Source organism: Priestia sp. JV24 (assembly GCF_025910025.1).
Classification (GTDB): domain Bacteria; phylum Bacillota; class Bacilli; order Bacillales; family Bacillaceae_H; genus Priestia; species Priestia megaterium.
In genome coordinates this window covers 53383-76593 of the sequence record NZ_JAPCIN010000007.1, presented here as the reverse complement: position 1 = coordinate 76593, position 23211 = coordinate 53383, and the positions used below count along the sequence as shown (strand labels likewise).

Sequence of the window (23211 nt, the reverse complement as noted above, 5' to 3'; positions counted from 1 at the left end):
ATCTACTTTATAGTTTCGGTCCTTTTCGATATTTAAACCATCCCATTTTATAAAAGGCAAAGACCATTAGGCCTACAAGCCCAATCATAATGCCAAGTACAATAAAATAATTATATTTCCCCGTCAGTTCCGGCATATATGAAAAGTTCATGCCATAGAGGCCAGCAATAAACGTCAACGGTAAGAAAATAGCTGACATAAGCGTTAGCGTAAACATGATTGAATTCATACGATCCGAGTTAATGGACATAAAGCTTTCTCGAATGTCATTTGACAAATCCCTGCTTGCTTGCATAATTTCAATCATATTTAATAAGTGGTCATAAATGTCATTAAAATAGTGAACCTGCTCTTTTGCTTTTAACGCATTAGTTGACATAATACGATACATTAAATCTCTCATGGGGTTTAAAATGCGGCGCATTCGTGACAAATCACTTCGGATGTCATAAAGCTGCCTCATTAATTCATCCATAGGTTCGTCTTTTGCATTGTCTTCAATGTCGTCTATGTGATCTTCAAATTTATAAAGCACGGGGAAGTATTCGTCAACGGTATGATCTAAGAGTTCATACATGATATCCCATGTTCCATCTTCGGTAGCCTCAGGGTCTTTTTTGATAAGCTCCCATACCCTAGCCACGCTCGTTAGCTTATCCATATGGTAAGTGACTAAAAAGTTATCCCCTACAAACGCAGATACTTCTAAGTGCTCAAGCTCTTCTTTATGAAGGGCATAATAGACTAAAAAATAATGCTCATCATACAACTCAAATTTAGCGCGCTGACCTTGATTTAAACAGTCCTCAACTGCTAAAGGATGAAAATTAAATTGTTCAAGCTGCTTTTTTTCTTCCTCGGTGGGATTGTAAAAATCAACCCAATACCATTGAAAGTCATGGCTTGAACGAATCTCATTCATTTCTATTTCTTTAATAGCTCCTTCTTTGGTTTTAGCTACAATTTTAATCATAAGATAACCTCTGTCTTTTTTGATACTATTCTCTGCACATACCCTTTTTACCATTTTGTTAAACTTTTTTCTTTTAATGTACGTCTTTTCTCGTCTATACATACGATGATGGTGACGACAAGAGAACAAAACGGTGAGGAGGTATATCCATATGTATGAATTTTACTCCCGGCATGAAGAATATTGGGAAGATGATACAAGGCTAGACGAACAGCTTCTAAGAGATATAAACAAAGCTGTAAACGATGAGTTTTCCGCTATTCACTACTATACACGCTTAGCAGAACTGGCTCCTAATAATCAGGTTCAACAAGCTATATTAGGTATTCGGCAGGATGAAATTAAACACTTTGACTGGTTTTCTAAGGCCTATTATGATTTATCAGGCAGCTACCCACAAATTTCATTAAACATAAAACTGCCAAATACTTTTCAAGAAGGGGTGTCTGAATCCATTAAAGATGAAGTAGAAACCGTTCCATTTTATCAATCAATCGCTAGAAGAATCACAAATGCTCGAATTCAAAGCCGCATTGTTCGAGCCGCGAGCGATGAACAGCGCCACGGTCAAATTTTCCGAACCATTCAGTCCCACTTCTCATACTAAATAATACGCTTGCAGTCGCAAGCGTATTATTTGGTATGGTTTTATCATTACCTCTTACTTTGACTTTGTAGCATTAAATTCTTCTTTGATTTTTTGGAGCAGCGTTTGATTTGTTAATACGTCATACCCTGTTAATGCCATTGTTTGTGCCCCGAGTATCATTGCTTCTCTTCCTTGCTCACTTAAAGCTGCTTCTCTAAATTCGTGCGTATGACAAACAAAATAATCATCACAAATTTGAAGATACGGATGAATAGCTGGAACAACCTGACTTACATTTCCCATATCTAAAGATCCATGATCGCCTTGGTCTTCTGTAATGCTTTGTTCGCTCACGCCTAATGAGATGAGATTATTTGTATAGACATCGGATAATGTTTGATTCGTTTGCATATCATCATACGAAAACTCATAGTTTGAGATTTTTAATTTTGCTCCCGTGGCTAGAGCAGCGCCGTTTGCACATGCCTTCACCTTCTCTGTCACTTCATCTACATATGCACGAGTTGAAGCGCGGACATAAAATTGTGCTACTGCATAATCCGGTACAACGTTGGCCGCCTTGCCTCCCTCTGTAATCACTCCGTGAATACGTACATCCGGCTTCACATGCTGGCGAAGCGCATTAATGCTGTTGAACGTTTGTAATACGCCGTCTAACGCGTTGATTCCTTCATGAGGAGCAGCAGCTGCGTGCGCGGATTTTCCGAAGAACTCAAACTGAATGGCATCCATCGCAAGAGAACGTCCGCTTTTTTGGTGACAGTAATAAGGATGTACCATCATAGCTACGTCTAAATGATTAAAAATGCCTTGTTCAGCCATCGTTACCTTGCCGCCTCGTGTTTCCTCTGCAGGCGTTCCATATACGTATACTTTACCGCCTGTTTCTGCAACTGCTTTACTAAGACCAATACCAGCTGCAATCGACATGGTTCCAATTAAGTTATGTCCGCATGCATGTCCGAGATCCGGCAAAGCATCGTACTCAGCCATAAACCCAATCGACGGACCTGGCTTTTGACTGTCATAAACAGCAGTAAAAGCCGTTGGCAAGTCACATGTACCAATTTCAACTGTGAACCCTTGTTCTTTTAAAACATCCGTTAATGCTTTGCACGCTTTGAATTCTTCGTGACCAAGCTCAGGGTTGTGTCCAATATATTTGCTTACATCATAAAATGTATCCTGTAATTTATTAATTGCTTCATTTATTAATTGTTTCATTAGTCGTACTCCTCTTTTAAATATTTAAACAAATTATAGTATATTTATTCGTTTTTTAAAAGCTAGTTTTTAAGACGTGTTTTCCTATCACCTTAATATGCCTTATAATTAAACTACTAACTGTTTTAAAGAAGGTATGTATAATGATTTACATAAAAAAATTCAATTTTTTAGGCGGTCGTATTATTAAAACAGGCATTGCCGTTTTTTTGACTGCACTCATTTGCCAGTCTATCGGCTGGCCATATATGCTCGCTGTTATTACAGCTATTGTTACGATTGAACCAACAGCTGCCGATTCTATTAAAAAAGCGTTCATCCGCTTTCCTGCTTCAGCAATCGGAGCTGCTTTTGCCATGCTTTACACATTCCTATTAGGAGTGACGCCGCTTACCTATATGCTTGTTGCTGTTTCTACTATTATATCCTGTTCTAAATTGCGTTTGCATGCAGGAACACTCGTTGCTACGCTAACAGGAGTGGCTATGCTGACGATTGTGCACGACCATTATTTTATCTCGTTTTTAATTCGCTTAGCGACCACCAGTATTGGGCTGCTTACTTCTTCACTTGTGAATATCATCGTTCTTCCTCCTAATTATACACCGATTATTACGAGGAAAATTCAAAATCTCTCAAAACAAATGAGCAGCGTTCTACAGCAAAGAGGAAGCGAACTTTCCCAAGTACATGCTTGTCATAAACAAACAAAGCTTCAATTTCAGCAGCTTTCCGCTGAAATTGAAAAAATTGAGACTCTTTGTGAGTATCAGCGGAAAGAATGGAAGTTTCATCATTTCACTCGTACAGCTATGAGAAAATTCCACTATGAATATAAGAAACTTTCTCTTATGAGGCAGCTTGTCTACCATATTGGTAATTTAATTTACTTGCCTGCTCATCAGCTGCAAAGTGCAAGACATCAAGTAATATGGGATACATTCATTTCCTTTCATAACGTCTTACAAAATGAACAATATAAAAGCTCTTTGCATCATCAAACGCTTGTTTTGACTTTAAAACAAAGGTTTTGGGCACATAAGCAGGAAGAAAACAGAGGGGATCACCCTTTTTCAACAGAAACAACAATGCTTTACGAACTGCTTGCAATTCACCATCTGCTTGAAGAACTACACCGTATTCATTGTTTGAAGGATCGATATAACTTAAATAACTCATCTGTCTCGCTTTCTTCATAAAAAAATCCTCACATATGTGAGGATTTTCTTGTTTACGAAACTTGTGACTCATCTTTCTTATATTCTTTCTCCCAGTAGTCTGCATTTTTAATTCCTAGTTTAACGGGATCAAACACAGGGTCTACCCCTTGTTTTTTCTGAGCTTCATAGTCTTTTAATGCAACTAACGCAGGCTTAGCTAAAATTAAGATAGCAATTAAATTTAGCCATACCATGATACCAAGTCCCGCATCACCTAACGCCCAAGCTAGTGATGCTTGTTTAACTGACCCGTAGAACGTAGCTCCCAGCAGGACAAGCTTTAATGCAAACATAGCCCACTTTCCGTTCTTTCCGCGAGTTAGATAAGCAATATTTGTTTCAGCAATGTAATAATAAGCCATAATCGTTGTAAACGCGAAGAAAAATAGAGCCACTGCCACGAACCCAGCTCCGAACCCCGGCAACACTGTTTCAATAGCAGCTTGTGTAAATCCAGGTCCTGCTTCTACACCCGGTAAATTTGAAATAATAAATGAACCGCCTGGTCCTTCCGTGTTGTACATGCCTGTGAATAAAATCATAAACGCTGTTGCTGAACAAACGAACAGTGTATCAATATAAACCGAAAAAGCTTGTACGAGACCTTGTTTCGCCGGATGTGAAACTTCTGCTGCAGCTGCTGCGTGAGGCCCTGTACCTTGTCCTGCTTCGTTTGAATAGATGCCTCGCTTAACTCCCCAAGAAACAGCTAAACCAACAATTCCTCCAAAAGCAGAATCTAATGCAAAAGCACTTTTAAAAATAAGAGCGATAACTCCCGGCAACTCGGAAATGTTCATGGCAATAATAATAAGAGCTAAAATAATATACCCAAGTGCCATAAAAGGTACAACGAATTGGGCCACTCCTGCAATACGCTTAACGCCTCCAAAGATAATAAAAGCAAGAATAATAACTAATCCTACTGCTGTAACCGTTGGACTAACGCCAAATGCGTTGTCGATTCCAAGCGCGATGGAGTTAGACTGAACACCCGGCATTAAGATACTCATCGCAACAAGTGCTGCAATAGCAAATAAAATGCCATACCATTTCATACCTGTTCCTTTTTCAATGTAGTACGCTGGACCACCTCGATATTGGCCATCTTGTTTAACTTTATAAATTTGAGCAAGTGTTGATTCGATGAATGCACTAGAAGCACCAATAAAAGCAACAGCCCACATCCAAAATACAGCCCCTGGACCTCCAAACGCGATAGCTGTCGCAACTCCAGCAATGTTTCCTGTTCCGACTCGTCCCGACAGCGCTAGAGACAGGGCTTGGAAGGAAGAAACTCCTGCTTCTGAACTTTTACCTTGAAACATCAGCATAATCATGTCTTTTAAGTGTCTCACCTGCAAAAACCTCGTTAAAATTGAGAAAAACAGGCCAATCGCAAGACACCCATAAATAACAGGCGTGCTCCATAGCACATTATTCAAACTCGTTACAAATTGCTCCAAACGATAACCCCCTTATTTTAGATTCAGACTATTTTAAATTATAAGTTAAATTATAAATTTTAACAATAAAACTCTAAATTAAAACTAATTTTTAGTTAAAATATACAAAAAAACTTGTAAAATCCTCAAAAACATCCAACGATAAACCGTTTACATTCCGTAATTATCGCTTTCAAAAGAGAGGTATCTGCACCTTTCTTCTCAGGAACACATAGGCTATAGGAGTTATTTTCTATTAGAAGGTGTGAAAAACAATGATGAGAATAGAGCCTTTATTTTATCGTCCTTTAGCTCTAGACCTTCTTTATGCGTGCGTCTTAGCTTATAAGCAATACGCACAGGGAGGCACATTTGATGTACCTGAAGGCTACCGGCTTATTAAATCGTTTAAAGCTTCTGCCGTAGGGGTGCAAGAATGGTTTGGTTTTATTTTAGAATCTGATGACTCTATCGTAATTGCATTTCGAGGAACTCAATCTGAGGCAGACTGGATTGCTGATGCTCGCATTCGGCAGCGCCCTTATCCATACAATCAACAAGCCGGTCTCGTCCACGAAGGTTTTTTAGCCGTTTACGAATCATGCCGTGATGAAATTTTTGAAACATATCAGTCCCTTACCCCCAAGCCACTTTATATAACAGGGCATAGCCTAGGTGGTGCACTCGCTGCTCTTCATGCCTTAGATGTCGCCACAAACGCATCTTTTCCGGAAGTTACAATGTACAACTACGGAGCTCCTCGAGTAGGTGATCCTCAATTCGTTCAAACATACACAAATCTTGTTTCAAATAGCCGCTGTTTTGTTAACACGACGGATACGGTTCCTAAAATCCCTCCGAAGCGCCTTTATTCCCCTTCCACCAAGCAAACTATTTATTACGATCAAGATCCTCTGCAACTCTCGTTTACGATTCAAACAGGCTCTACCGTAGGGAATCATAATCCCCAAACATATAGTGTTGGTATTTGGATGATGTCGGACTATCCTATTTTGGTCCAAAAATAAAAAAACAGGCGGACTGCCTGTTTTTTTATGCACCAATTGCTGTTTTGATTTCTTCTATTTGTTTTTGATGACGCTTTTCATGATAGCCAATAAAATCAATCCACTGCTTTAAATCCATTAACCCAAACACAGGGTGTGGAAATGATTTTTGCTTTAGCTTGTCTTCACTTGCTGTTTCCTCTAGCTCTATTAAAGCTGCTCTTGATTCTGCCAGCTTACTCTTCATTTCTTCTAATGTCTGCTTTTCATTAGAAGGCGTAACTTGAGCCGGTGCATCTACTTTTCGCGAACGGTCTACCGCTAAATGAAACGGCTTATCTTCAGTCGGCTGATCCACACCGTTTTCTAACTGATCCTTTACACGTGAAACAATCATGCGCTCCATCAAATATAAATGTTCTAATACTTGCATAACGCTCCATGTATTAGATGCTGGCTGTTGATTTAATTGTTCATATGTTAATGATTCTACACTTCTCAATACATCATTTCGAAACTGTTCATTTTTATTCATTTTTCATCCTCCTCTAGGATTCCTCTAACTTATCGTATCAAAAAACTCTTCCATATAAAAAAGATATCCCTTTATTTAACCATGTTTTAGCTGCAATTGTTTCACGTGAAAAAATCACATTTTCTATTTGACATAGATCAACTGAGGTGTTATATTTATATTTCTGGCTTTTCTTTAAGAGCTGGACATAGTGAAAGTAACTTGAAAGGATGTATCGTACAATGCAAGGTAAAAATACTGGCATTCGACACATGTCTTTGAACAAAACTTATTCACACTGGATCGGCTTCGGAGCCGTAAGGATGCAAGAGAGGTAGGGCTTGCGTCGTTTAGGTTAATCGATCATGTGGAAAAACAAACCGCGGCAATGGATGAAATCCATGCAAGCACAATCAATGCTAATTGTGCCCTAACAACAACGAAACATACAAAAACCGTAATCATGGATTTTATAAAGAAAGTAATCATTTTGTTTTTACACTTGCAAAAGCAAGTTACTGATAAGAAACACGAACAAAAGCGAGCAGATGCATCTGCTCGCTTTTTTAATGATACTTTTTTATTTACTTTATCATTTCTTTTTTTAGCGGATCTTATAAAAAAGCCAAAACCAATGTGGTTTCGGCTTTTTTCTTATTGCTCTGCTAGTACATCAGCAAATGCTTTTGCATAAGGAGGAAGGTCTGGCGGACGGCGGCTTGAAATAATGTGGCCGTCGATTACGACTGCTTCATCATGCCAAATAGCTCCCGCATTTTCCATATCATCTTTGATTCCTGGCGTACTTGTTACGTTTCGACCATCTAAGATTTTTGCAGAAATTAATACCCATCCTGCATGGCAGATTTGGCCGATTGGCTTTTGCTGTTCATCCATATGACGAACCATTTCAATTACTTCAGGATAGCGGCGCAGTTTATCCGGCGCCCAGCCCCCAGGTACTAAAATAGCGTCATATTCAGCTGGATCAACATCTTTAAACGCGTAGTCCGATACGGCTGGAACACCGTATTTCCCCATGTACGTTTCGTTTGCTTTTTCTCCAACTAAATGTACTTCTGCTCCTTCTTCTCGAAGACGCATCACTGGATACCATAGTTCTAGATCTTCAAAGTCTGCACTAACAAGCGCAATAACTCTTTTATTTTCTAAACGCATCGTCACACCTCCGCCATCAGTATAGCATGTTGGAGAATAAGATTGAAAATAAGGGACTAAATTGTACATAATTAAAGGATTTTTCAAGTGCTCTTCAGAAAATTTTCGTATGCCAAATGGTCTAATTTTATATTTTCACTTGACTGAGGACAAACATCACACTACAATTTGTAGTGTGATGTTCATAATGTTGTAAAATTATCCAAATAAGAAAGACTTTCTGATTTAATTGCTACATTTCTTTTTTCGGGCTTTTACACTACATAATGTAGTGTTTTTCAAATACACTTAAAGGAGGAAGTAAATTGAATAAAAACGTCGAAATTGGTTCACTTATTATTCGTTTAGTATTAGGTTTTACATTTTTAGTACACGGCTTTCAAAAATGGCAAGGCGGGATTGAAAATACAGTAGGGTTCTTCGATAGCTTAGGAATCCCTGGTTTCATGGCATATATTGTTGCAACCATTGAACTCGTAGGTGGGATTCTTATTATTCTTGGCCTAGCAACAAGAGTCGTATCTGCTTTATTTGTGGCAGTTATGCTTGGCGCCATTTTTACAGCCAAGCTTAAAAGCGGATTTGTTGGCGGGTTTGAGTTTGATATTGCCTTAATTGCCATGTCTGCTCACTTATTTCTTGCAGGAAGCCAGTTCCTTGCTCTTGATGCAGTGGTATTCAAAAAGAAAGAAACTGCCTTTTCTCTTCAAGAAGAAAGCAGTAAATAAAAAAAGAACGCTTATACTCTCCCAATATAAGCTTTGAGATTAGTCCCCGCCGTTTGAGGCGGGCTTTTTTTATATTTGCAGCAGCAAATTCGCAAATAAAGAAGAACGCTCGGACAACGTATCAATTTGAATATGTTCATATTCCGCATGTATTCCTTTTCCGCATGCTCCTAATCCATCCAACGTGGGAACGCCAATGGCCGCTGTAAAATTGCCATCACTTCCCCCGCCCACAGCTGCTTCTTCCAATTTCATACCCAGTTTCGCCGCGATTGACTGAGCGCATTCAAATAGCTCTTCCGTTTGTTTAGACTTGACCATCGGAGGACGATTCATACCTCCCGTTACTTCGAGCTTAATCCCTTTTAAAATGGGTGTTAAATTCAAAATAATATCCGTCATGCGTTTTGCTTCTTCTTCTGTAGAAACACGTAAATCCACGTGCGCTTCTGCATATTCCGGCACTACATTTGTACCGCTGCCGCCGGTAAACGTCCCAACGTTTACCGTTGTACCTTTTTCATAATCAGTTAAGCTCTGCAGAAAAATCACTTGGCGCGCCAGCTCTTCAATCGCATTGATTCCTTCTTTGTGGTGATTACCCGCGTGTGCTGCTCGTCCCCATACTTTTACGGTGAAAATCCCCGCTCCTTTGCGCGACGTTTTTAACGCACCTGAACCCGCCACCGCCGGTTCCGCTACTAGCACTGCTTCACTTCTTTGTGCTTCTTCTTCAATGTATTTTTTAGAAGAAATTGACCCAATCTCTTCATCCGAATTGCAGAAAAACACAATTTTTTTATCGAGCGATAAGCCAAGCTCTTGAATCGCTTTAATCGCCCATATAGATTGGACAATGCCGCCTTTCATGTCTAAAATTCCCGGACCGTACAGCTTGTTTCCCTCTGTTCTTAGACTCAGCCTTCCCTTTTCCCATACCGTGTCAAAGTGACCGATAATTAAAAGCTGCTTTTCTCCTTCTCCAATCGTAAATTTCAAATGGTTTCCTACTTCTTTTTCTTCTATGATTTCGTACCCTACCCCTAAACGCTTTTGAAATAGCTGCGTTAAATACATTCCACACTGATCTACTAGCTCTTTGCTGTAGGACGGTGATTCTTTTTTCACAAATCCGACTAAATCTTCAAGCATCTCTTGTTCGTGTTCTTTTAAATAACTAAATACACTTTGTTCTACCATTACCTGACTCAAATCAATTCCTCCTCCAAACAACCCCTGCTGCTTGCATTAAATGCTTTTATTTATCGTACGTATAACTATGTTCTACGTTTCACATAACGATCTTAAATTATCCTTAATTATAATGGTTTTCAGACAATTTTCCATCCTTTAAATACAGATAATACTTTAACTTATTCATAACCGACCGAAAATAGCCATAAACTTCAACAAATTCATACAAAAAAGCTTCAATCTTCAACAGATTAAAGCTTTCGTTTGACTAATTGACATTTATTTTAATATTTTTCCCTTTTGACTTCACACTCACAAAAACAAACATAGACACTAAAAAAACAAACAGAATAATGCCAACCATTTCAAAGTTTACTTCGGCCCATGGGTTAAAGAAAGTGAATGCTAAATAGAACGACACACCATACGCGAGGACAACAATAACCCAGCCCATCAAGCGAGAAGCAGATTGTCCAAATTTACTCGATTCATTCACCATTTTATGTACAATCAATGAATCGATTGTATCTGTTAGCATCATACCAAACATAAACACTAGTCCCAACAAAAGCGGCGTATACTTGCCTGCGTTCCCTACAGCTAGAGACCACACGGCCGTTTGACTGACCGTTTCGGCTGCTAAAGCGAACAATGCTCCTACAAGAATAATTAAAAAAGGATTCGTTGTTCCTTTTGCGATTTTCGGAATAAACTTCCCTTTTAACCCGCTCAGCTGAAACTCTTCCTCTTTATTTTTGGTTCGAAGCAAATGATATGTGTTTAATGTCCCGATTAGAAAGAGAGAGATAATGGATACCCAAGATGCAAAATGATCGAAATACGATGGAAACGTAAAATTCTTCATCATCACGCCCAGCATCCCGGCCGTGACGGCCACCATTCCTCCGTGACCTAGTGAAAACAGCGTTCCGACCCACGGGGCAAAACGGCTGCCCATTCGCCAATTATATCGAGTCTGGCCATCAATAAAAGCTAAGTGATCTGCATCCAATCCGTGCCTGATTCCTAATAAAAAGACAAGTAAAAAAACTGATAAACCTTCCATTTCCTACACTCCTTTTTTTAAAATAAAACGTAAAAAAGCCTCAATTCTATAGAAATTGAGGATGTGTCGGCATATGAAAATAAACAGCAATTGCTCACTGCGTACCTTGATACACCGCCTCTTTCCTAGAAGAGTCAAGTGTACAGAATAGGTAGGTCTCCTGGCTTGAGATCATCATTTTCTACCGCCTTCCCCGTTTTGAGTGACGATAAGATAGAAAACTCCCTGCTTACAGTGGCTGGACCGCTCGAGATTTGCACTCGATTCCCTGTTACCTCTTACGCTATGTAAGAGCACCTAAACTGTGCGAATAATTCATTTTCTTCTTCATTATACTAGTACCGCTTACAAATGAATAGAGAAAATTCAAATAGAAAAGCCCTGCTAAACTTTACATGCTTAGCAGGGCTTTTTAAAGCAATTAAACTACTTCTACCATTACGTCTACGTTACCGCTGATTGCTTTTGAATACGGGCAGTATGAATGGGCTAGGTCTACATATTTTTTAGCTGTTTCTAAATCTAAGCCTTCGATATGAGCTTCAAGCGCTACTCCAATTTTTACTCCTTGATCAGCTTTATCAGGAAGCAGCTGAACAGTAGCTTTCACTTCACTTCTTTTGATTTCTACGTTATGTTTTTTCAACATAAATTCTAACGCGCTGTTGAAACAAGCACTGTATCCAGCTGCAAATAGCTGCTCTGGGTTTGTTGCTGTTGTTGCTTCTCCACCAAGCGCTGGCGGTGTTGCCACGTCTAAGTTAAAGATGTTATCTAAAGAGTGAACTTCTCCTGTTCTTCCACCTGTGTTAACAACTGTTGTTTCATATAAAGCTTTCATGTATAAATCTCTCCTCTTTTTTAGTAATTGTATTAAAAGTTTTTCATTTATCGTTTCTGTGATTTAATTGTACACAATTTAATTTTAAAAAACAAGTATTAAATACATTAAAAATTTCCCAATAAAAAAAGCCGCATATGTGCGACTTTTTCTTAATAATATTGAGACTGCCTGTCATAAGCTGATTTTCGAAAAATAGACAGATTGGTAATAGCTCTCATGATTTTCGTATTAAAAATAACATAATGAATAAACAGCGCCAGCACGCATCCTAAAATAGCTCCTGTTAACACATCGAATGGATAGTGAACGCCAACCCATACGCGTGAAAATGCAATAAGTGCACCTATTATAACCCACATGCGTCCTGAGCGTTTGAAATGCAGCCAAATGGTAAAAGTGATAACTAATGCAGATGTAGCATGATCGCTTGGAAATGAAGAATTCGCGGCGTGATCAATGAGCTGATTCACGTGGTGAGAGATAAACGGACGATCTCGATAAGCAAATAAACTAATCACTTTATTGATAATGACTCCTGTTGCACAAGCACACAAAGCTTGAAATGCTACAACACGGCTGCCGTTTTTATTAATAAGTAAAAACAAGCCGAGTAAAACGATAAGTACATACTGGGCATAATCTGCAAAGAATACCATCAGCGAATCTAGAGGCTTTACGTGTGAGGCATACTGATTCACCGCGTGGAAGATGGTATAATCTACTGAATTAATAGCTGATAACATAATCGAAATCCTTTCTTATTTTTAAATGTCATTAGCTATCTTATCAGTTTCTTGAGAAAATGAACATGTTTTTGTCAGAAGCTTCCTAACTGGTATTTATAAATAATGTACTCAAGCTCAGTAGTAAATCAACGCCTTTCGCCTATTAACTCACCTGTGAGTGATCCACAATATTTTTTTGCAAAAAGATCTCTTCTAAAGAAGGTTCTTCGACGTGAACTTGATAAATGTCGATGCCGCATTGAATCAATTCGCGAATAATAAGAGGAATATTTCTTTCTTTTTGAAGCATCACTTTTGTGTACATGTGATGGTATTCAACTTCGGGACTCAACGTACGGAAAAACTGTTGAATGTATTCTTTGTGACTGTTTGGATAAGGATCATGTTTGATCATCACCGTTTTTTTCGCTTGATATTGAAAGCGCAGCTCTTCCATTGTACCTTCTATTAAAATGACCCCATTTTTCATAATCGCTACACGTGTACAAATCTTCTCAACTTCATTTAAATTATGAGACGTCATAAAAATTGTCTTGCCTTGATTTTGGAGTTCTCTTATTAGTTCATGAATGTGGAGAGCAGATTCAACGTCTACTCCAGAAGTTGGTTCATCTAAAAAGATAAGATCTGGGTCTGCTACAATTGCTTGAGCAATTCCTAACTTCTTTTTCATTCCAAATGAAAACTTTCCAACTTTCTGATGCTCATGTCCTTCTAGTCCTACTTTCTTCAGTACATTACTACAGTATTCTTTCGAAAAACGATGGCCGTTTACCTTTAAAAAATAGCGCAAATGATTGAGCGCTGTCATCTCATCATAAAAGTTAGCATAGTCAGGAAGCACACCTATTTTCTTCTGAAGCTCTAAATCAATATCACTCTGTCCCAGCAGCGTAAATTCTCCTGCTGAAGGAAATGAAACGCCGGTAAGCATATTAATAAATGTAGACTTTCCTGCTCCGTTTCTTCCTAAAAATCCGTAAATTTCCCCTTGTGATACCTGTAAATTAATACCGTTAACAACTGTTTTAGATCCATATTTTTTAGTTAATTTACTTGTTTCAATAGCATACATATTATACTTCTCTCCTTTTAAAACTCCAAAGTGCCGTACATAAACAAAGTGCTGCAAAAATAAGAAGAACTGTTAGATACCCTTTCTCCAGCTTTAAATAGTAGTAGGGTGTCACATACTTAAACCATGCAATGTACGCTTTTGATGAAAATATGCTCCACACGCTCAGTACCGGTAGAACAAACGATAAAATAATTGATAAAAACATAGTATGAGTTGGGCTTGGCATTAAAGCTGAAAGCATTAAAACAAATGAAATGATACAAACGGTGAATAGCAGGCACTCTAAAAATATATAAAAAGAAAAATGATGCGAAATAAACGCAATCAGTAGAAATGAAATAGAGATACAAACAAGCCAGAAACAGCAAATACCTAAGAATTTCCCTAGTACAATACGCTCTCTTGATGTTTTGGTAACTAAAAACCTTGCTGTTCTTGTCTTAATTTCTTGATTAATAACATTATGAGAAAGACTTGAAATAAATAAAGGTCCGAACCCGAGAAGCATCACCAAAATTCCCCCGTTGGCTCCATCTTGAATCTGTGCACTCGTCAGTTGACCTCCAAGTTGACTAACTATATGGGCTATTCCATAGGAAGCACCGCATACGATTAAGATAACGATAATTGATTTAATACTTTTAAATAAGCTTTGAAACTCTTTTAAACTAATAGCCCACATTTCCAAAATCTCCTTTTAAATAAGTTTGACTGCTATCATCCAACAAAAGGATGATTTACTTCCGCCGGTAAAGCTTTTTTTTCTTTGGGCTTTCCACTCCAAGAAAAATTTGTCCATATACGCAGTAGCTTCTCCACCGGTCCAGTTTGAAATTTTTGTACGTACATATAGCTGCCGATAAGCTGAATTCCGTAAATACCTATACAGACAAAAATCCCTGCAATCATGCCGAGCTTTCCGAAATAACCTAATCCATAACCGTAAAAAATCGTCGTGCATATGACCGTTTGCATTAAATAATTACTAAGCGATATCCTGCCTACACTTTCAAAAGCCTTTATCAAAAATGACTTCTCGTATTTTGCATATAACCAAGCAAAGCCTGCAATATAACCAAGAGATAGAAGACTTCCACCTAACATATGTGTAGAACCAGCCCAATTAGCATCTGGCCATACGTACATAGTCCCTTTTAACAGCAAGCCAAGCGGAATCAGCGCGGCTGCCCAACGGCCATACTGTTTTTGATTAGCTGAAACATCGTAAAACCACTTTTTCTTTCCTGCATACATACCAAATAAAAACAAAGCGCCCATTATAAATGGCGTAAACAAGAAGGCAAAAGCAAATTTATATCCTGTTATATTCATCGGATCAACATTGTTGCGGTGGTCTTTAATCTGTTCATAAGTTCCACTTCCATACACATGAATCGTATCTTTTACATATGTCGTAAGCGTTTGTTTATCGCTAAGAAGATACATATTATCGTTTAATGAACCGTATCCGGCTGCTCCTGTAAGGACCAGCAAAATCGATACCCACACCAAAAGTGTTTTGGCTTTACGCTTTAAAAAGAAAAGTAGTAAAAATACTCCCATCATTCCGTAAAACGTAAGAATATCTCCTTCCCATAAAAACACTCCATGCAGTAAGCCAAACCCTAGAAGCAGAAGAAAACGGCGAAAGAAATGCCTTTTTACGCCTAGCTTCCTTCTTTCTAAGCTTTCTTTCATCTTCACCATTGAATAGCCAAATAAAAAGGTGAAAATCGGCATAAAACTTTCCTCTACCGCGACTTTTAAAAAGACATAGGCTGCTGAATCACTTGGTGATAGCGAGAAGAGATGAATCATATCCTTTCCGTAAATGCCATATTGAAAAATCAGCATATTCGCTAGTAAAATACCAAACAAGCTGAATCCTCTCATACTATCAATTACTTTAACCCGCCTAAAATCATTACTCATCCTTTTAACTCCTTTACTATGTGTCTGTGCATTTAGTATATGAAATGAAGTTTTCAAGAAAATAACCAGGAGATTATCTTTTCCTTAACATTTTCCAATTTTGTTAATCTTTTCGTAATGTTCTTATGCTAAAATCGAATACGTATGAAATGAAACAGAGGTGATTTACGTTGGAAGATGCGTCTATATTGCTAGTTGATGATGAAGTTGCCATCGTCAAAATGCTGGAGACAGTATTAAAAAAAGAAGGATTCAACCAAATTTATAAAGCTCACACCGCTCAAGAAGCGCTGGATGTTTTACATAATCAAACAATTGATATTATTTTGTTGGACGTAATGCTTCCCGATCAAAGCGGATTTGATATCTGTCCTAAAATTCGTGAGCTCTCAAACGCGTATATTTTATTCATAACAGCCAAAGTATCCGACCTGGACGTACTAACGGGTTTCGCCATGGGAGGAGACGACTACGTAACTAAGCCGTTTAATCCTTTAGAAATTGCGGCACGAATTAAAGCACGACTGCGCAGAAAGCAAGTGCTGACTGAAGGAACTTTTATAAGAACGGAACCACAATCGTCAAATCGCTATGAGTTTGATCGTTTTACTGTAGATGAATCGGCAGGAGAACTCATTGTGGATGGTCAAACGGTTTCTTGCCCCGCCCAAGTGTTTTTATTGCTTCTTCACTTTTGTAAAAATATGAATATTGTTCTTTCTAAATCACAGCTTCTTGAAGCCGTCTGGGGATATAATCAGTTTGTAGACGATAATACAGTAACCGTGCATATTCGAAGAATTCGAGAACGAATTGAAGATAATCCTAGCAACCCAAAACATTTAGTTACGGTACGAGGGCTTGGGTATAAATTAGTGAACGGAAAAGCGCTATGAAATCCATTAAAAGAAGGTTGACCTTTCATTTTTCATTTCAGTTTATTGCGATTATTGCATGTGTTTGCTGCGTTCTTTTTTGCGCTTTAATGTTTCTAGCTTATTACCTTTCAAAGCAAGATATCAAAAGAGACTTACCCTCTGGATCACTTAGCGTGTTAACCGGGGATACAACAGTTGAAGGTGGAAAAGCAACCGTTTCAGATGATTTAGCAAAACAGCTTAAACAAGAAGGACTATGGTACCAAGTACTGAACAAACAAGGAAAAGTAATTGGAGAAGTCAACTCCCCAAAAGACTTACCCAAGCACTACGGTCTTTCAGAGCTATTAGAAATGGATAAAACCAAAAAGTTTAAAGACTATAATGTAGTAACAGAACTTGATACCTTTTTGACTACACCTACTTATTATATTTTGGGCTATAAAAGTGATTTAAAAGACCAGCTATATGCTATGTATGCTAACTATAATAAGGAAGGTGTGCCTCCAAAAAGCGATATTCCTCTTATCAAGAAGGCATTAAAAGAAAAAAATGCTTCGCTTCAAATTTTAAATGATAAAGGTGATATCTTAGCTTCAATTAGAATGTCTAAAGAAAAAACAAGTTACGATCCTTTAGAAATTATTTCCCGAAAAATTGAACAAGATAAATATGATTCAACAGCTACTGTATTCCATGACTCGAAGAAGAAAATTTCATGGATTTTTTACACTCCCAATAATCACCACAGTATAACTGATGAATCTATTATTCGAAAAGCTTGGATGATCTCCATTATCGTGGCTGTTTCTGTTCTTATAGCAACTATCACCTTCTCCATCTGGAACGCTTTTCGCTACGGCGGGCCCTTACTTCTCTTCACCAGCTGGCTCGGACGTATGGGAAGCGGAAACTATTCAGAAGTGCTAACAGAAAAAGAGCGGAAGCGCGTCTTTCGGAAGAATGGAAAAGTACGTTTTCAATATCGCCTGTATTCAGAAGTAATCACAGCTTTTTATGAGATGGCGGAGCAGCTTAGCTTAGCTGAAAAAGAACGAAAACAGCTAGAAACTACTCGCGAAGAATGGATGACGGGAATATCACATGATTTGCGCACACCTCTTTCGACGATTCAAGGATATGGGCATATGCTTGAAAGCGGCCATTACAATTGGAACGAAGAAGAGTTAAAAGAAATTGGCCAAACACTCCGTGATAAAAGTGAATACATGGTGGAGCTTGTAGAGGATTTTTCACTGGCTTTTAAGCTTAAAAATAACGTGGTTGTTTTAGAAACAAAAAAAGTGGATGTTCATCAATTACTTCAGCATATTGTTTTAAAATTCGTTAACGATCGAACCATTGAAAATGTTCACTTCTCTTATGTGCCCGCTCATCTTCAACCTTTTACTCAAGCTGACCCGCGCTGGTTTGAACGAATGCTTGATAATTTAATTTTTAATGCTATTAAACATAACCCTAAGAACACTACCATTACAATTTCGACCGTGATAAAAAGTGACCGCGTCTTGATTACGATTCAAGATGATGGAATTGGAATGGATGAAGAAACACAGAAAAATTTATTTGACCGCTATTACCGCGGCACAAATACAACCGAAAAAACAGAGGGTGCTGGACTTGGCATGAGCATCGCAAAAGCCATTTGCGAGCTTCATAAAGGGCATATTGAAGTGAAATCTGCTCTTCATAAAGGCACTGCCATTACCTTGGACATTCCTCTTTCAACAAATCAGCAGCCGGCTTAACTTCCGGCTGTTTTTATACACCCCGAATCTCTCCGTGCTATAATGTACGCAACTATACATAGACACAAGGGGGAATTTTTTTGAGTAAAGGCAGAATTTTAATTGTAGAAGATGAGCGCAAAATTGCTCGTTTAATTCAGCTCGAGCTTGAACATGAAGGCTATGAAACCGGCATGGCTTATACGGGCACAGAAGGATTGGCAGAGTTTCAAGAACACGATTGGGATTTGCTGCTTTTAGATGTGATGCTTCCTGAACTGAGCGGACTCGAAGTATTGCGCCGCATTCGAGCAAATGATGATCAAACGCCCGTTATCTTATTAACCGCTCGAGACGCCCTTCCTGATAAGGTAAGCGGACTAGATTTAGGAGCGAACGATTACATTACAAAGCCCTTTCAAATTGAGGAGCTTTTTGCACGCATTCGCGTATGGCTTCGCCATCCTGCATCAGCGCCTCCTGTTGAAAAAGAAGCAGATACTCTGAAGCTAGGAACTTTAGTTGTTAATGAAAAAACGCGAGAAGTCACGCGTGAAAATGAAGCTATTGAGCTGACTCCTAAAGAATATGATTTGCTTGTCTATATGCTTCAAAACAACAATCAAGTGCTGAGCTTTGAACAGCTTCTTACAAACGTGTGGGGATTTGATTACTACGGAGACACCAATATTGTATACGTATACATTCGTTATTTGCGCAAAAAGATTGATGCACCATTTTCAACACCTTATATTCAAACAGTGCGCGGCGTTGGCTACATGCTGAAGGAGTAGCTTATGAAACTGCAAACAAAGATTATCCTTACATCAACCGCCCTGCTTTTTATTCTCTTAGTAATTGCAAACAGTTCGATTTACTTCATTTTCAAGAAAACCATGGAAGACAACGCAATGGAACGTTTGCAAGCAGAAACAAGCAATGTAACAAATGGGCTAAAGCAAACGAGTGCGACGGTTAAACAAGCCAATTTGCTTCGTGCCTATTTGCCTCCTAACGGAATGATTCGCATTTTGCCTAAATCAGGGGGTCCTTTAGTTGTATCGGTTACTGATCAAACGAAAGAGCTTCAGGACTTGCCTTATTCTTATTATTCAAATGAACAAACAACAATCAAAGAAGACGACGGCCACCTATACGCAATTTCGCATACCCCCGTCATTTGGACGAACGGCGAAGTTGTTTCTTTGGAAGTCACAGAACAGCTGGCAGATGTGGAACAATCTCTGCAGACATTAAAATTTATCTTGCTCATTGCCTCTCTTGTTATATTAATTCCGACCATATTTGCCGGACGGCTTTTAAGTAAAATTATTTTGCGGCCTATCAAATCTCTTATTCATACTATGGAAGAAATTCAAGTGTCTCGCACATTTAAAAAAATTGATCTCTCTTCTTCTTCTAAAGATGAGTTAGATCAAATGGCCAATACCTTCAATAATATGATGGATTTATTAGAGGAAAACTATAAAAAACAAGAGCAGTTCGTATCCGATGCTTCTCATGAATTAAAAACACCCCTTACCGTTGTAGAAAGCTATGCCAATATGCTAAAACGATGGGGAATGAAGCGTCCAGATATTTTAGAAGAAGCCATCGAAGCCATTCACTCTGAGTCTTTACGCATGAAACAGCTTACGTCTCAAATGCTGGTGCTTGCGAAAGATGAGTCGCAGTGGAAGCTTCACATGGAACACGTAGATGCGGCGGCCGTCTGTAACCAAACAATCAAGCATCTAGAACAAGCTTTTGAACGAACCATTTATTTAAATATAAAAACGGATCATCCCGTCGTAACAGCGGATGAAAAACGCTTAAAGCAGCTGCTGTACATCCTCTTAGATAATGCCATTAAATATAGTGAAAAAGCAGTGGAAGTAACTATAACAAGAAGCGAAAGCTTTATGATTACGGTCACAGATCAAGGAATCGGTATTCCAAAAGAAGACTTATCAAACGTATATGAACGCTTTTTTCGCGTAGATAAAGCAAGAAATCGAGAAACCGGTGGTTCAGGGCTTGGATTATCCATTGCTCGAAAGATTGTAGAAGCCCATAGCGGACGTATTGAGATTAACAGCCAAGAAGGAAAAGGGACATCAGTAACGGTTTCCTTTCCTCTTTGATTTCTCGCCTTTTCTTAGAGATTTTTAAGAATTGCCTGCTATACTACTTTTTAAGATACTGGAGGTGAATGTATGAAGAAAACGGTGCTTTTTATACTTATTTTTCTTGCTGTTGGTTCAGCTTGCTTTTACGGAATAGCAAAAGCAGTGAATCGGCCTGATACAATTTTATCGGAATCAGACGTCAGCAGTATGATTCAGCAAAAATATGGCGGCACTATTGAAAATGCAAGCTTTTCCCAAAAAGATGATGAACCGATTTATCGAATCACTTTGCTTAAAAATGATATTCCATACCACATCACAGTAAATGGAGAAAATGGAGAAGTCCAGTCATTAATCAAACAAAAAGTAGAGAAACAAACGTCTACTCAAACTAAAAATAATATAGAAGAAGAGCAAAAAAAGAGCGAGCAGCCACCAGTTTCTCCTACATCCGACGAGCCTCTCATTTCAATGGAACAAGCAAGAGACATTGCTTTACAAAAAGTAAAAGGAACGTTTTCCTCAGTTGAAATAGAAGAGGAAGAAGGCCAAATCTTCTACGAAGTCGAAATTGATCAGTCTAAAACAAGAGAAGCTAAAGTGATGATCAATGCTTACTCTGGACATGTAGATTCCATCACCTATGAAACTGACGATGATTAAAAGTACAGCGGAAAGCTGTGCTTTTTTTATCCATTTTTATTTATTTCTAAGAAAATTTTAAACTTCTTCTTCTTTTCCTTTAAAGTTCATTGGCTAAGATAGTTTTAACAACAAATCGAGGAGGCCATAACATATGAAAGTTATTACAACCGTTTTAGCCAGTGCAGTACTAGTCGGTGGATTAGGTGCAAGCGCATATGCAATGACAGACCAGTCTAAAAGCAATGATAAGAAGCAAACCACAACGATTGAAGAAGCAAAAGCAAAAGACATTGCCCTTCAAAAAACAGACGGCGGCGACATTACAAATATCCAATTAGCCATAGATGACGGCGTTAAACAATATGAAGTAGACGTCACAAAAGGTAATAAAGAATACGATGTAGACATTGACAGCAGCAGCGGTAAAATCATTGAATTTGATGAAGAGCAAAAAGACGATGAAGATGAGAAAGAAGAGGAACTTCAAAACATTTCCCCTGCTATTTCATTAGATCAAGCGATAAAAACAGCTTTAAAGAGTGCTAAAGGAACCGTCAATGAAACGGATCTAGACCAAGAAAACAACCGTTTAGTATATGAAATTGAAATTGACACAGCTGATAAACGTGAAGCAACTGTTTCAGTAGATGCCAAAAACGGTAACGTAATCAGTGTAGAACTAGATGATTAATAGAAAAAGCACACTCCAAAAGGAGCGTGCTTCTTTTTTTACACCGCTAATTTAATAACCGTTAATACAATACCAATCAAGAATCCACATAGAGCTCCGTTCACTCGAATCCACTGCAAATCTTTTCCGACATTGTTTTCCATCATATCCACAAGTGTTTCATCATCTAATTTATCTAAGTTTTCTTGAACAAGCTGTCCAATTTTCGAATGATTCTCTTCTACAAAGCTCATGATTTGCTTTTGAATAGCCGTATCAATTGCTCCTTGACGCTGTGCATCCTTTTCAAGAGCATTCAGCCAGCTCTCTGCGTAAGGAACCGCGTAGCTTTTCATAAATTCAGGGCTTTCAATGAATACTGTCACTTTCGCTTTCATTTTATCGACGATTTCTGTTAATTTATTCGTTACATTTAATTCATTAATCGTTTTTTGTTTCCATGCTTCTAATTTTTCAAGAAGTTCTTCATTCTGCTCCAAGCCTTGCAGCTCTTTTCTAATTCCATTTACCAAAGCAAGGCGGTATTCATCCTCTTCGTTACGAAGACGCCCTGTAATAGAAAGCAATAAATTTTGCAAAATAGACCCTAGCTTCTCTTCATTAATCATGCTTTGAAATGATTTGAGAGCAAATTGTAAAATACCATCAAGCTCAATATTATCAAGCGCATTTTTAGCAATACTTCCGAGCTGATACTGCGTTTCTTCTTTTTTAATCCAGCTCTCTCCTTTATTTAAAAGACCATCAAGCGCTTTTTTATCATACTGATTTTTTACCACTTCTCCAACAATCGAATGCACAATAGGCTTTAACTCTATTGCTGAAAGCGATGATTTAAGCTCTTTTTCAATAATAGGAACGACTTTCTCTGTATCCACACGATTAATGGCATCAACAAGCAGTGCTGTTCCTTTTGTTTGAATCGTTTCCGAATGAACACCTTTTCGAACAATTGGAAGCAAACGCTTTGTAAACGCAATTCTTTTTACTTTTTCTTGAATACTTTCTTTTGACAGCCAGTCATTTTCAAGCGTTGAGACTAACCCTCTTGTAATACGCTGTCTGTTTTTAGGAAGCAACGCAGTGTGTGGAATAGGAATGCCTAAAGGGTGACGAAAAAGAGCCGTAACAGCAAACCAATCCGCTAGTCCTCCGACTAATCCAGCTTCGAATCCACCTTGAAGCAAACGTCCCCAAATCGAATCACCAAAAGGCATTGTGGCAACGAAGCCCACTCCCATAATCGCCAAAGAAATCACGGCTAAGTGCTTTGATTTCTTCTTTGGGTTTGTTGTAAATACATTATTTGATTCCATTATAGTCCTCATCCTTTATTTATTTAACTAAACATTTCATCTAG

At 38.3% G+C, this 23211-nt stretch carries 24 protein-coding genes and 1 riboswitch; of the genes, 11 read left to right on the top strand and 13 right to left on the bottom strand.

Annotated features, from left to right (window positions below; translation table 11 throughout):
* Window positions 1-7: 7 nt before the first annotated feature.
* Complete coding sequence (gene corA / locus OK414_RS01485; RefSeq protein WP_205662145.1) at window positions 8-973, bottom strand: magnesium/cobalt transporter CorA; 966 nt, start codon at window positions 971-973, stop codon at window positions 8-10.
* A gap of 151 nt (window positions 974-1124) precedes the next feature.
* Here corA and OK414_RS01480 point away from each other — a divergent pair, with 151 nt between their 5' ends.
* Window positions 1125-1580 carry a ferritin-like domain-containing protein gene (locus OK414_RS01480; RefSeq protein WP_016762818.1) on the top strand — a complete coding sequence of 152 codons (456 nt, stop codon included), beginning with the start codon at window positions 1125-1127 and terminating at the stop codon, window positions 1578-1580.
* Window positions 1581-1634: 54 nt separating this feature from the next.
* On the opposite strand, the gene OK414_RS01475 is transcribed toward OK414_RS01480, so the two are convergent.
* Window positions 1635-2807: a M20 family metallopeptidase gene (locus tag OK414_RS01475; RefSeq protein ID WP_205662143.1), complete on the bottom strand. Its 1173-nt coding sequence runs from the start codon at window positions 2805-2807 to the stop codon at window positions 1635-1637.
* A 143-nt stretch (window positions 2808-2950) separates the two neighbouring features.
* On the opposite strand from OK414_RS01475, the gene OK414_RS01470 reads away from it, so the two are divergent.
* Window positions 2951-4006 (top strand): aromatic acid exporter family protein, encoded by a 1056-nt coding sequence (locus OK414_RS01470; protein WP_095380365.1) that lies wholly within the window; start codon window positions 2951-2953, stop codon window positions 4004-4006.
* A gap of 32 nt (window positions 4007-4038) precedes the next feature.
* Here the strand turns inward: OK414_RS01470 and OK414_RS01465 are convergent, their stop codons facing one another.
* Window positions 4039-5493 carry an alanine/glycine:cation symporter family protein gene (locus tag OK414_RS01465; protein WP_116078130.1) on the bottom strand — a complete coding sequence of 485 codons (1455 nt, stop codon included), beginning with the start codon at window positions 5491-5493 and terminating at the stop codon, window positions 4039-4041.
* Window positions 5494-5747: 254 nt separating this feature from the next.
* Here OK414_RS01465 and OK414_RS01460 point away from each other — a divergent pair, with 254 nt between their 5' ends.
* On the top strand, window positions 5748-6500 hold the full coding sequence (locus OK414_RS01460) for a lipase family protein (protein ID WP_013081488.1): 753 nt from the start codon (window positions 5748-5750) through the stop codon (window positions 6498-6500).
* Between the two features lie 25 nt (window positions 6501-6525).
* Here the strand turns inward: OK414_RS01460 and OK414_RS01455 are convergent, their stop codons facing one another.
* A complete protein-coding gene (locus OK414_RS01455) occupies window positions 6526-7014 on the bottom strand; it encodes a DinB family protein (RefSeq protein WP_263045955.1) in 489 nt (162 codons plus the stop codon).
* A 346-nt stretch (window positions 7015-7360) separates the two neighbouring features.
* Here OK414_RS01455 and OK414_RS01450 point away from each other — a divergent pair, with 346 nt between their 5' ends.
* Window positions 7361-7687 carry a hypothetical protein gene (locus OK414_RS01450; protein ID WP_013081486.1) on the top strand — a complete coding sequence of 109 codons (327 nt, stop codon included), beginning with the start codon at window positions 7361-7363 and terminating at the stop codon, window positions 7685-7687.
* On the opposite strand, the gene OK414_RS01445 is transcribed toward OK414_RS01450, so the two are convergent.
* Entirely contained in the window at window positions 7648-8172 is a 525-nt protein-coding gene (locus OK414_RS01445; RefSeq protein WP_013055087.1) for a type 1 glutamine amidotransferase domain-containing protein, read from the bottom strand. The genes OK414_RS01450 and OK414_RS01445 overlap by 40 nt on opposite strands.
* Window positions 8173-8477: 305 nt before the next feature.
* On the opposite strand from OK414_RS01445, the gene OK414_RS01440 reads away from it, so the two are divergent.
* Window positions 8478-8900, top strand: coding sequence for a DoxX family protein (locus tag OK414_RS01440; RefSeq protein ID WP_016762814.1), 423 nt, complete (start codon window positions 8478-8480; stop codon window positions 8898-8900).
* A 69-nt stretch (window positions 8901-8969) separates the two neighbouring features.
* Here the strand turns inward: OK414_RS01440 and OK414_RS01435 are convergent, their stop codons facing one another.
* The 7 genes from OK414_RS01435 to OK414_RS01405 form a co-directional block, all read right to left on the bottom strand.
* Complete coding sequence (locus OK414_RS01435) at window positions 8970-10133, bottom strand: M20 family metallopeptidase (RefSeq protein WP_034654731.1); 1164 nt, start codon at window positions 10131-10133, stop codon at window positions 8970-8972.
* A 229-nt stretch (window positions 10134-10362) separates the two neighbouring features.
* Window positions 10363-11160: a sodium:proton antiporter gene (locus OK414_RS01430; RefSeq protein ID WP_263045954.1), complete on the bottom strand. Its 798-nt coding sequence runs from the start codon at window positions 11158-11160 to the stop codon at window positions 10363-10365.
* Window positions 11161-11292: 132 nt separating this feature from the next.
* A riboswitch (cobalamin riboswitch) is annotated at window positions 11293-11476 on the bottom strand.
* 105 nt (window positions 11477-11581) lie between these two features.
* Window positions 11582-12001 carry an organic hydroperoxide resistance protein gene (locus tag OK414_RS01425; RefSeq protein WP_095380362.1) on the bottom strand — a complete coding sequence of 140 codons (420 nt, stop codon included), beginning with the start codon at window positions 11999-12001 and terminating at the stop codon, window positions 11582-11584.
* 152 nt (window positions 12002-12153) lie between these two features.
* Window positions 12154-12747, bottom strand: a complete 594-nt coding sequence (locus OK414_RS01420; protein WP_216876240.1) for an undecaprenyl-diphosphatase — start codon at window positions 12745-12747, stop codon at window positions 12154-12156.
* A gap of 145 nt (window positions 12748-12892) precedes the next feature.
* Entirely contained in the window at window positions 12893-13825 is a 933-nt protein-coding gene (locus tag OK414_RS01415) for an ATP-binding cassette domain-containing protein (protein WP_034654726.1), read from the bottom strand.
* A 1-nt stretch (window position 13826) separates the two neighbouring features.
* Window positions 13827-14510 carry an ABC transporter permease gene (locus OK414_RS01410; protein WP_034654723.1) on the bottom strand — a complete coding sequence of 228 codons (684 nt, stop codon included), beginning with the start codon at window positions 14508-14510 and terminating at the stop codon, window positions 13827-13829.
* 35 nt (window positions 14511-14545) lie between these two features.
* Complete coding sequence (locus tag OK414_RS01405; RefSeq protein WP_034654721.1) at window positions 14546-15760, bottom strand: DUF418 domain-containing protein; 1215 nt, start codon at window positions 15758-15760, stop codon at window positions 14546-14548.
* A 170-nt stretch (window positions 15761-15930) separates the two neighbouring features.
* Between OK414_RS01405 and OK414_RS01400 the strand changes: the two genes are divergently transcribed.
* The 6 genes from OK414_RS01400 (at window position 15931) to OK414_RS01375 (ending at window position 21851) form a co-directional block, all read left to right on the top strand.
* Window positions 15931-16656, top strand: a complete 726-nt coding sequence (locus OK414_RS01400) for a response regulator transcription factor (protein ID WP_047931866.1) — start codon at window positions 15931-15933, stop codon at window positions 16654-16656.
* Complete coding sequence (locus OK414_RS01395) at window positions 16653-18407, top strand: sensor histidine kinase (RefSeq protein WP_095380360.1); 1755 nt, start codon at window positions 16653-16655, stop codon at window positions 18405-18407. Before OK414_RS01400 ends, OK414_RS01395 begins: the two co-directional genes overlap by 4 nt.
* Before the next feature lie 80 nt (window positions 18408-18487).
* Window positions 18488-19180 (top strand): response regulator transcription factor, encoded by a 693-nt coding sequence (locus OK414_RS01390; RefSeq protein WP_095380359.1) that lies wholly within the window; start codon window positions 18488-18490, stop codon window positions 19178-19180.
* Between the two features lie 3 nt (window positions 19181-19183).
* Window positions 19184-20530, top strand: a complete 1347-nt coding sequence (locus OK414_RS01385; protein WP_263045953.1) for a sensor histidine kinase — start codon at window positions 19184-19186, stop codon at window positions 20528-20530.
* Between the two features lie 72 nt (window positions 20531-20602).
* Window positions 20603-21178 (top strand): PepSY domain-containing protein, encoded by a 576-nt coding sequence (locus OK414_RS01380; RefSeq protein WP_034654715.1) that lies wholly within the window; start codon window positions 20603-20605, stop codon window positions 21176-21178.
* A gap of 133 nt (window positions 21179-21311) precedes the next feature.
* Window positions 21312-21851, top strand: a complete 540-nt coding sequence (locus tag OK414_RS01375; RefSeq protein WP_034654714.1) for a PepSY domain-containing protein — start codon at window positions 21312-21314, stop codon at window positions 21849-21851.
* Between the two features lie 38 nt (window positions 21852-21889).
* On the opposite strand, the gene OK414_RS01370 is transcribed toward OK414_RS01375, so the two are convergent.
* On the bottom strand, window positions 21890-23167 hold the full coding sequence (locus OK414_RS01370; protein ID WP_263045952.1) for a DUF445 domain-containing protein: 1278 nt from the start codon (window positions 23165-23167) through the stop codon (window positions 21890-21892).
* Window positions 23168-23211 lie beyond the last annotated feature (44 nt).

Coding starts and splice junctions, on each gene's coding strand:
- OK414_RS01425 (WP_095380362.1), bottom strand. CDS start 12,001: ATGAAAGCTTTATATGAAACAACAGTTGTTAACACAGGTGGAAGAACA.
- OK414_RS01415 (WP_034654726.1), bottom strand. CDS start 13,825: ATGTATGCTATTGAAACAAGTAAATTAACTAAAAAATATGGATCTAAA.
- OK414_RS01380 (WP_034654715.1), top strand. CDS start 20,603: ATGAAGAAAACGGTGCTTTTTATACTTATTTTTCTTGCTGTTGGTTCA.
- OK414_RS01405 (WP_034654721.1), bottom strand. CDS start 15,760: ATGAGTAATGATTTTAGGCGGGTTAAAGTAATTGATAGTATGAGAGGA.
- OK414_RS01475 (WP_205662143.1), bottom strand. CDS start 2,807: ATGAAACAATTAATAAATGAAGCAATTAATAAATTACAGGATACATTT.
- OK414_RS01395 (WP_095380360.1), top strand. CDS start 16,653: ATGAAATCCATTAAAAGAAGGTTGACCTTTCATTTTTCATTTCAGTTT.
- OK414_RS01410 (WP_034654723.1), bottom strand. CDS start 14,510: ATGTGGGCTATTAGTTTAAAAGAGTTTCAAAGCTTATTTAAAAGTATT.
- OK414_RS01445 (WP_013055087.1), bottom strand. CDS start 8,172: ATGCGTTTAGAAAATAAAAGAGTTATTGCGCTTGTTAGTGCAGACTTT.
- OK414_RS01455 (WP_263045955.1), bottom strand. CDS start 7,014: ATGAATAAAAATGAACAGTTTCGAAATGATGTATTGAGAAGTGTAGAA.
- OK414_RS01420 (WP_216876240.1), bottom strand. CDS start 12,747: ATGTTATCAGCTATTAATTCAGTAGATTATACCATCTTCCACGCGGTG.
- OK414_RS01460 (WP_013081488.1), top strand. CDS start 5,748: ATGATGAGAATAGAGCCTTTATTTTATCGTCCTTTAGCTCTAGACCTT.
- OK414_RS01430 (WP_263045954.1), bottom strand. CDS start 11,160: ATGGAAGGTTTATCAGTTTTTTTACTTGTCTTTTTATTAGGAATCAGG.
- OK414_RS01370 (WP_263045952.1), bottom strand. CDS start 23,167: ATGGAATCAAATAATGTATTTACAACAAACCCAAAGAAGAAATCAAAG.
- OK414_RS01385 (WP_263045953.1), top strand. CDS start 19,184: ATGAAACTGCAAACAAAGATTATCCTTACATCAACCGCCCTGCTTTTT.
- OK414_RS01470 (WP_095380365.1), top strand. CDS start 2,951: ATGATTTACATAAAAAAATTCAATTTTTTAGGCGGTCGTATTATTAAA.
- corA (WP_205662145.1), bottom strand. CDS start 973: ATGATTAAAATTGTAGCTAAAACCAAAGAAGGAGCTATTAAAGAAATA.
- OK414_RS01480 (WP_016762818.1), top strand. CDS start 1,125: ATGTATGAATTTTACTCCCGGCATGAAGAATATTGGGAAGATGATACA.
- OK414_RS01375 (WP_034654714.1), top strand. CDS start 21,312: ATGAAAGTTATTACAACCGTTTTAGCCAGTGCAGTACTAGTCGGTGGA.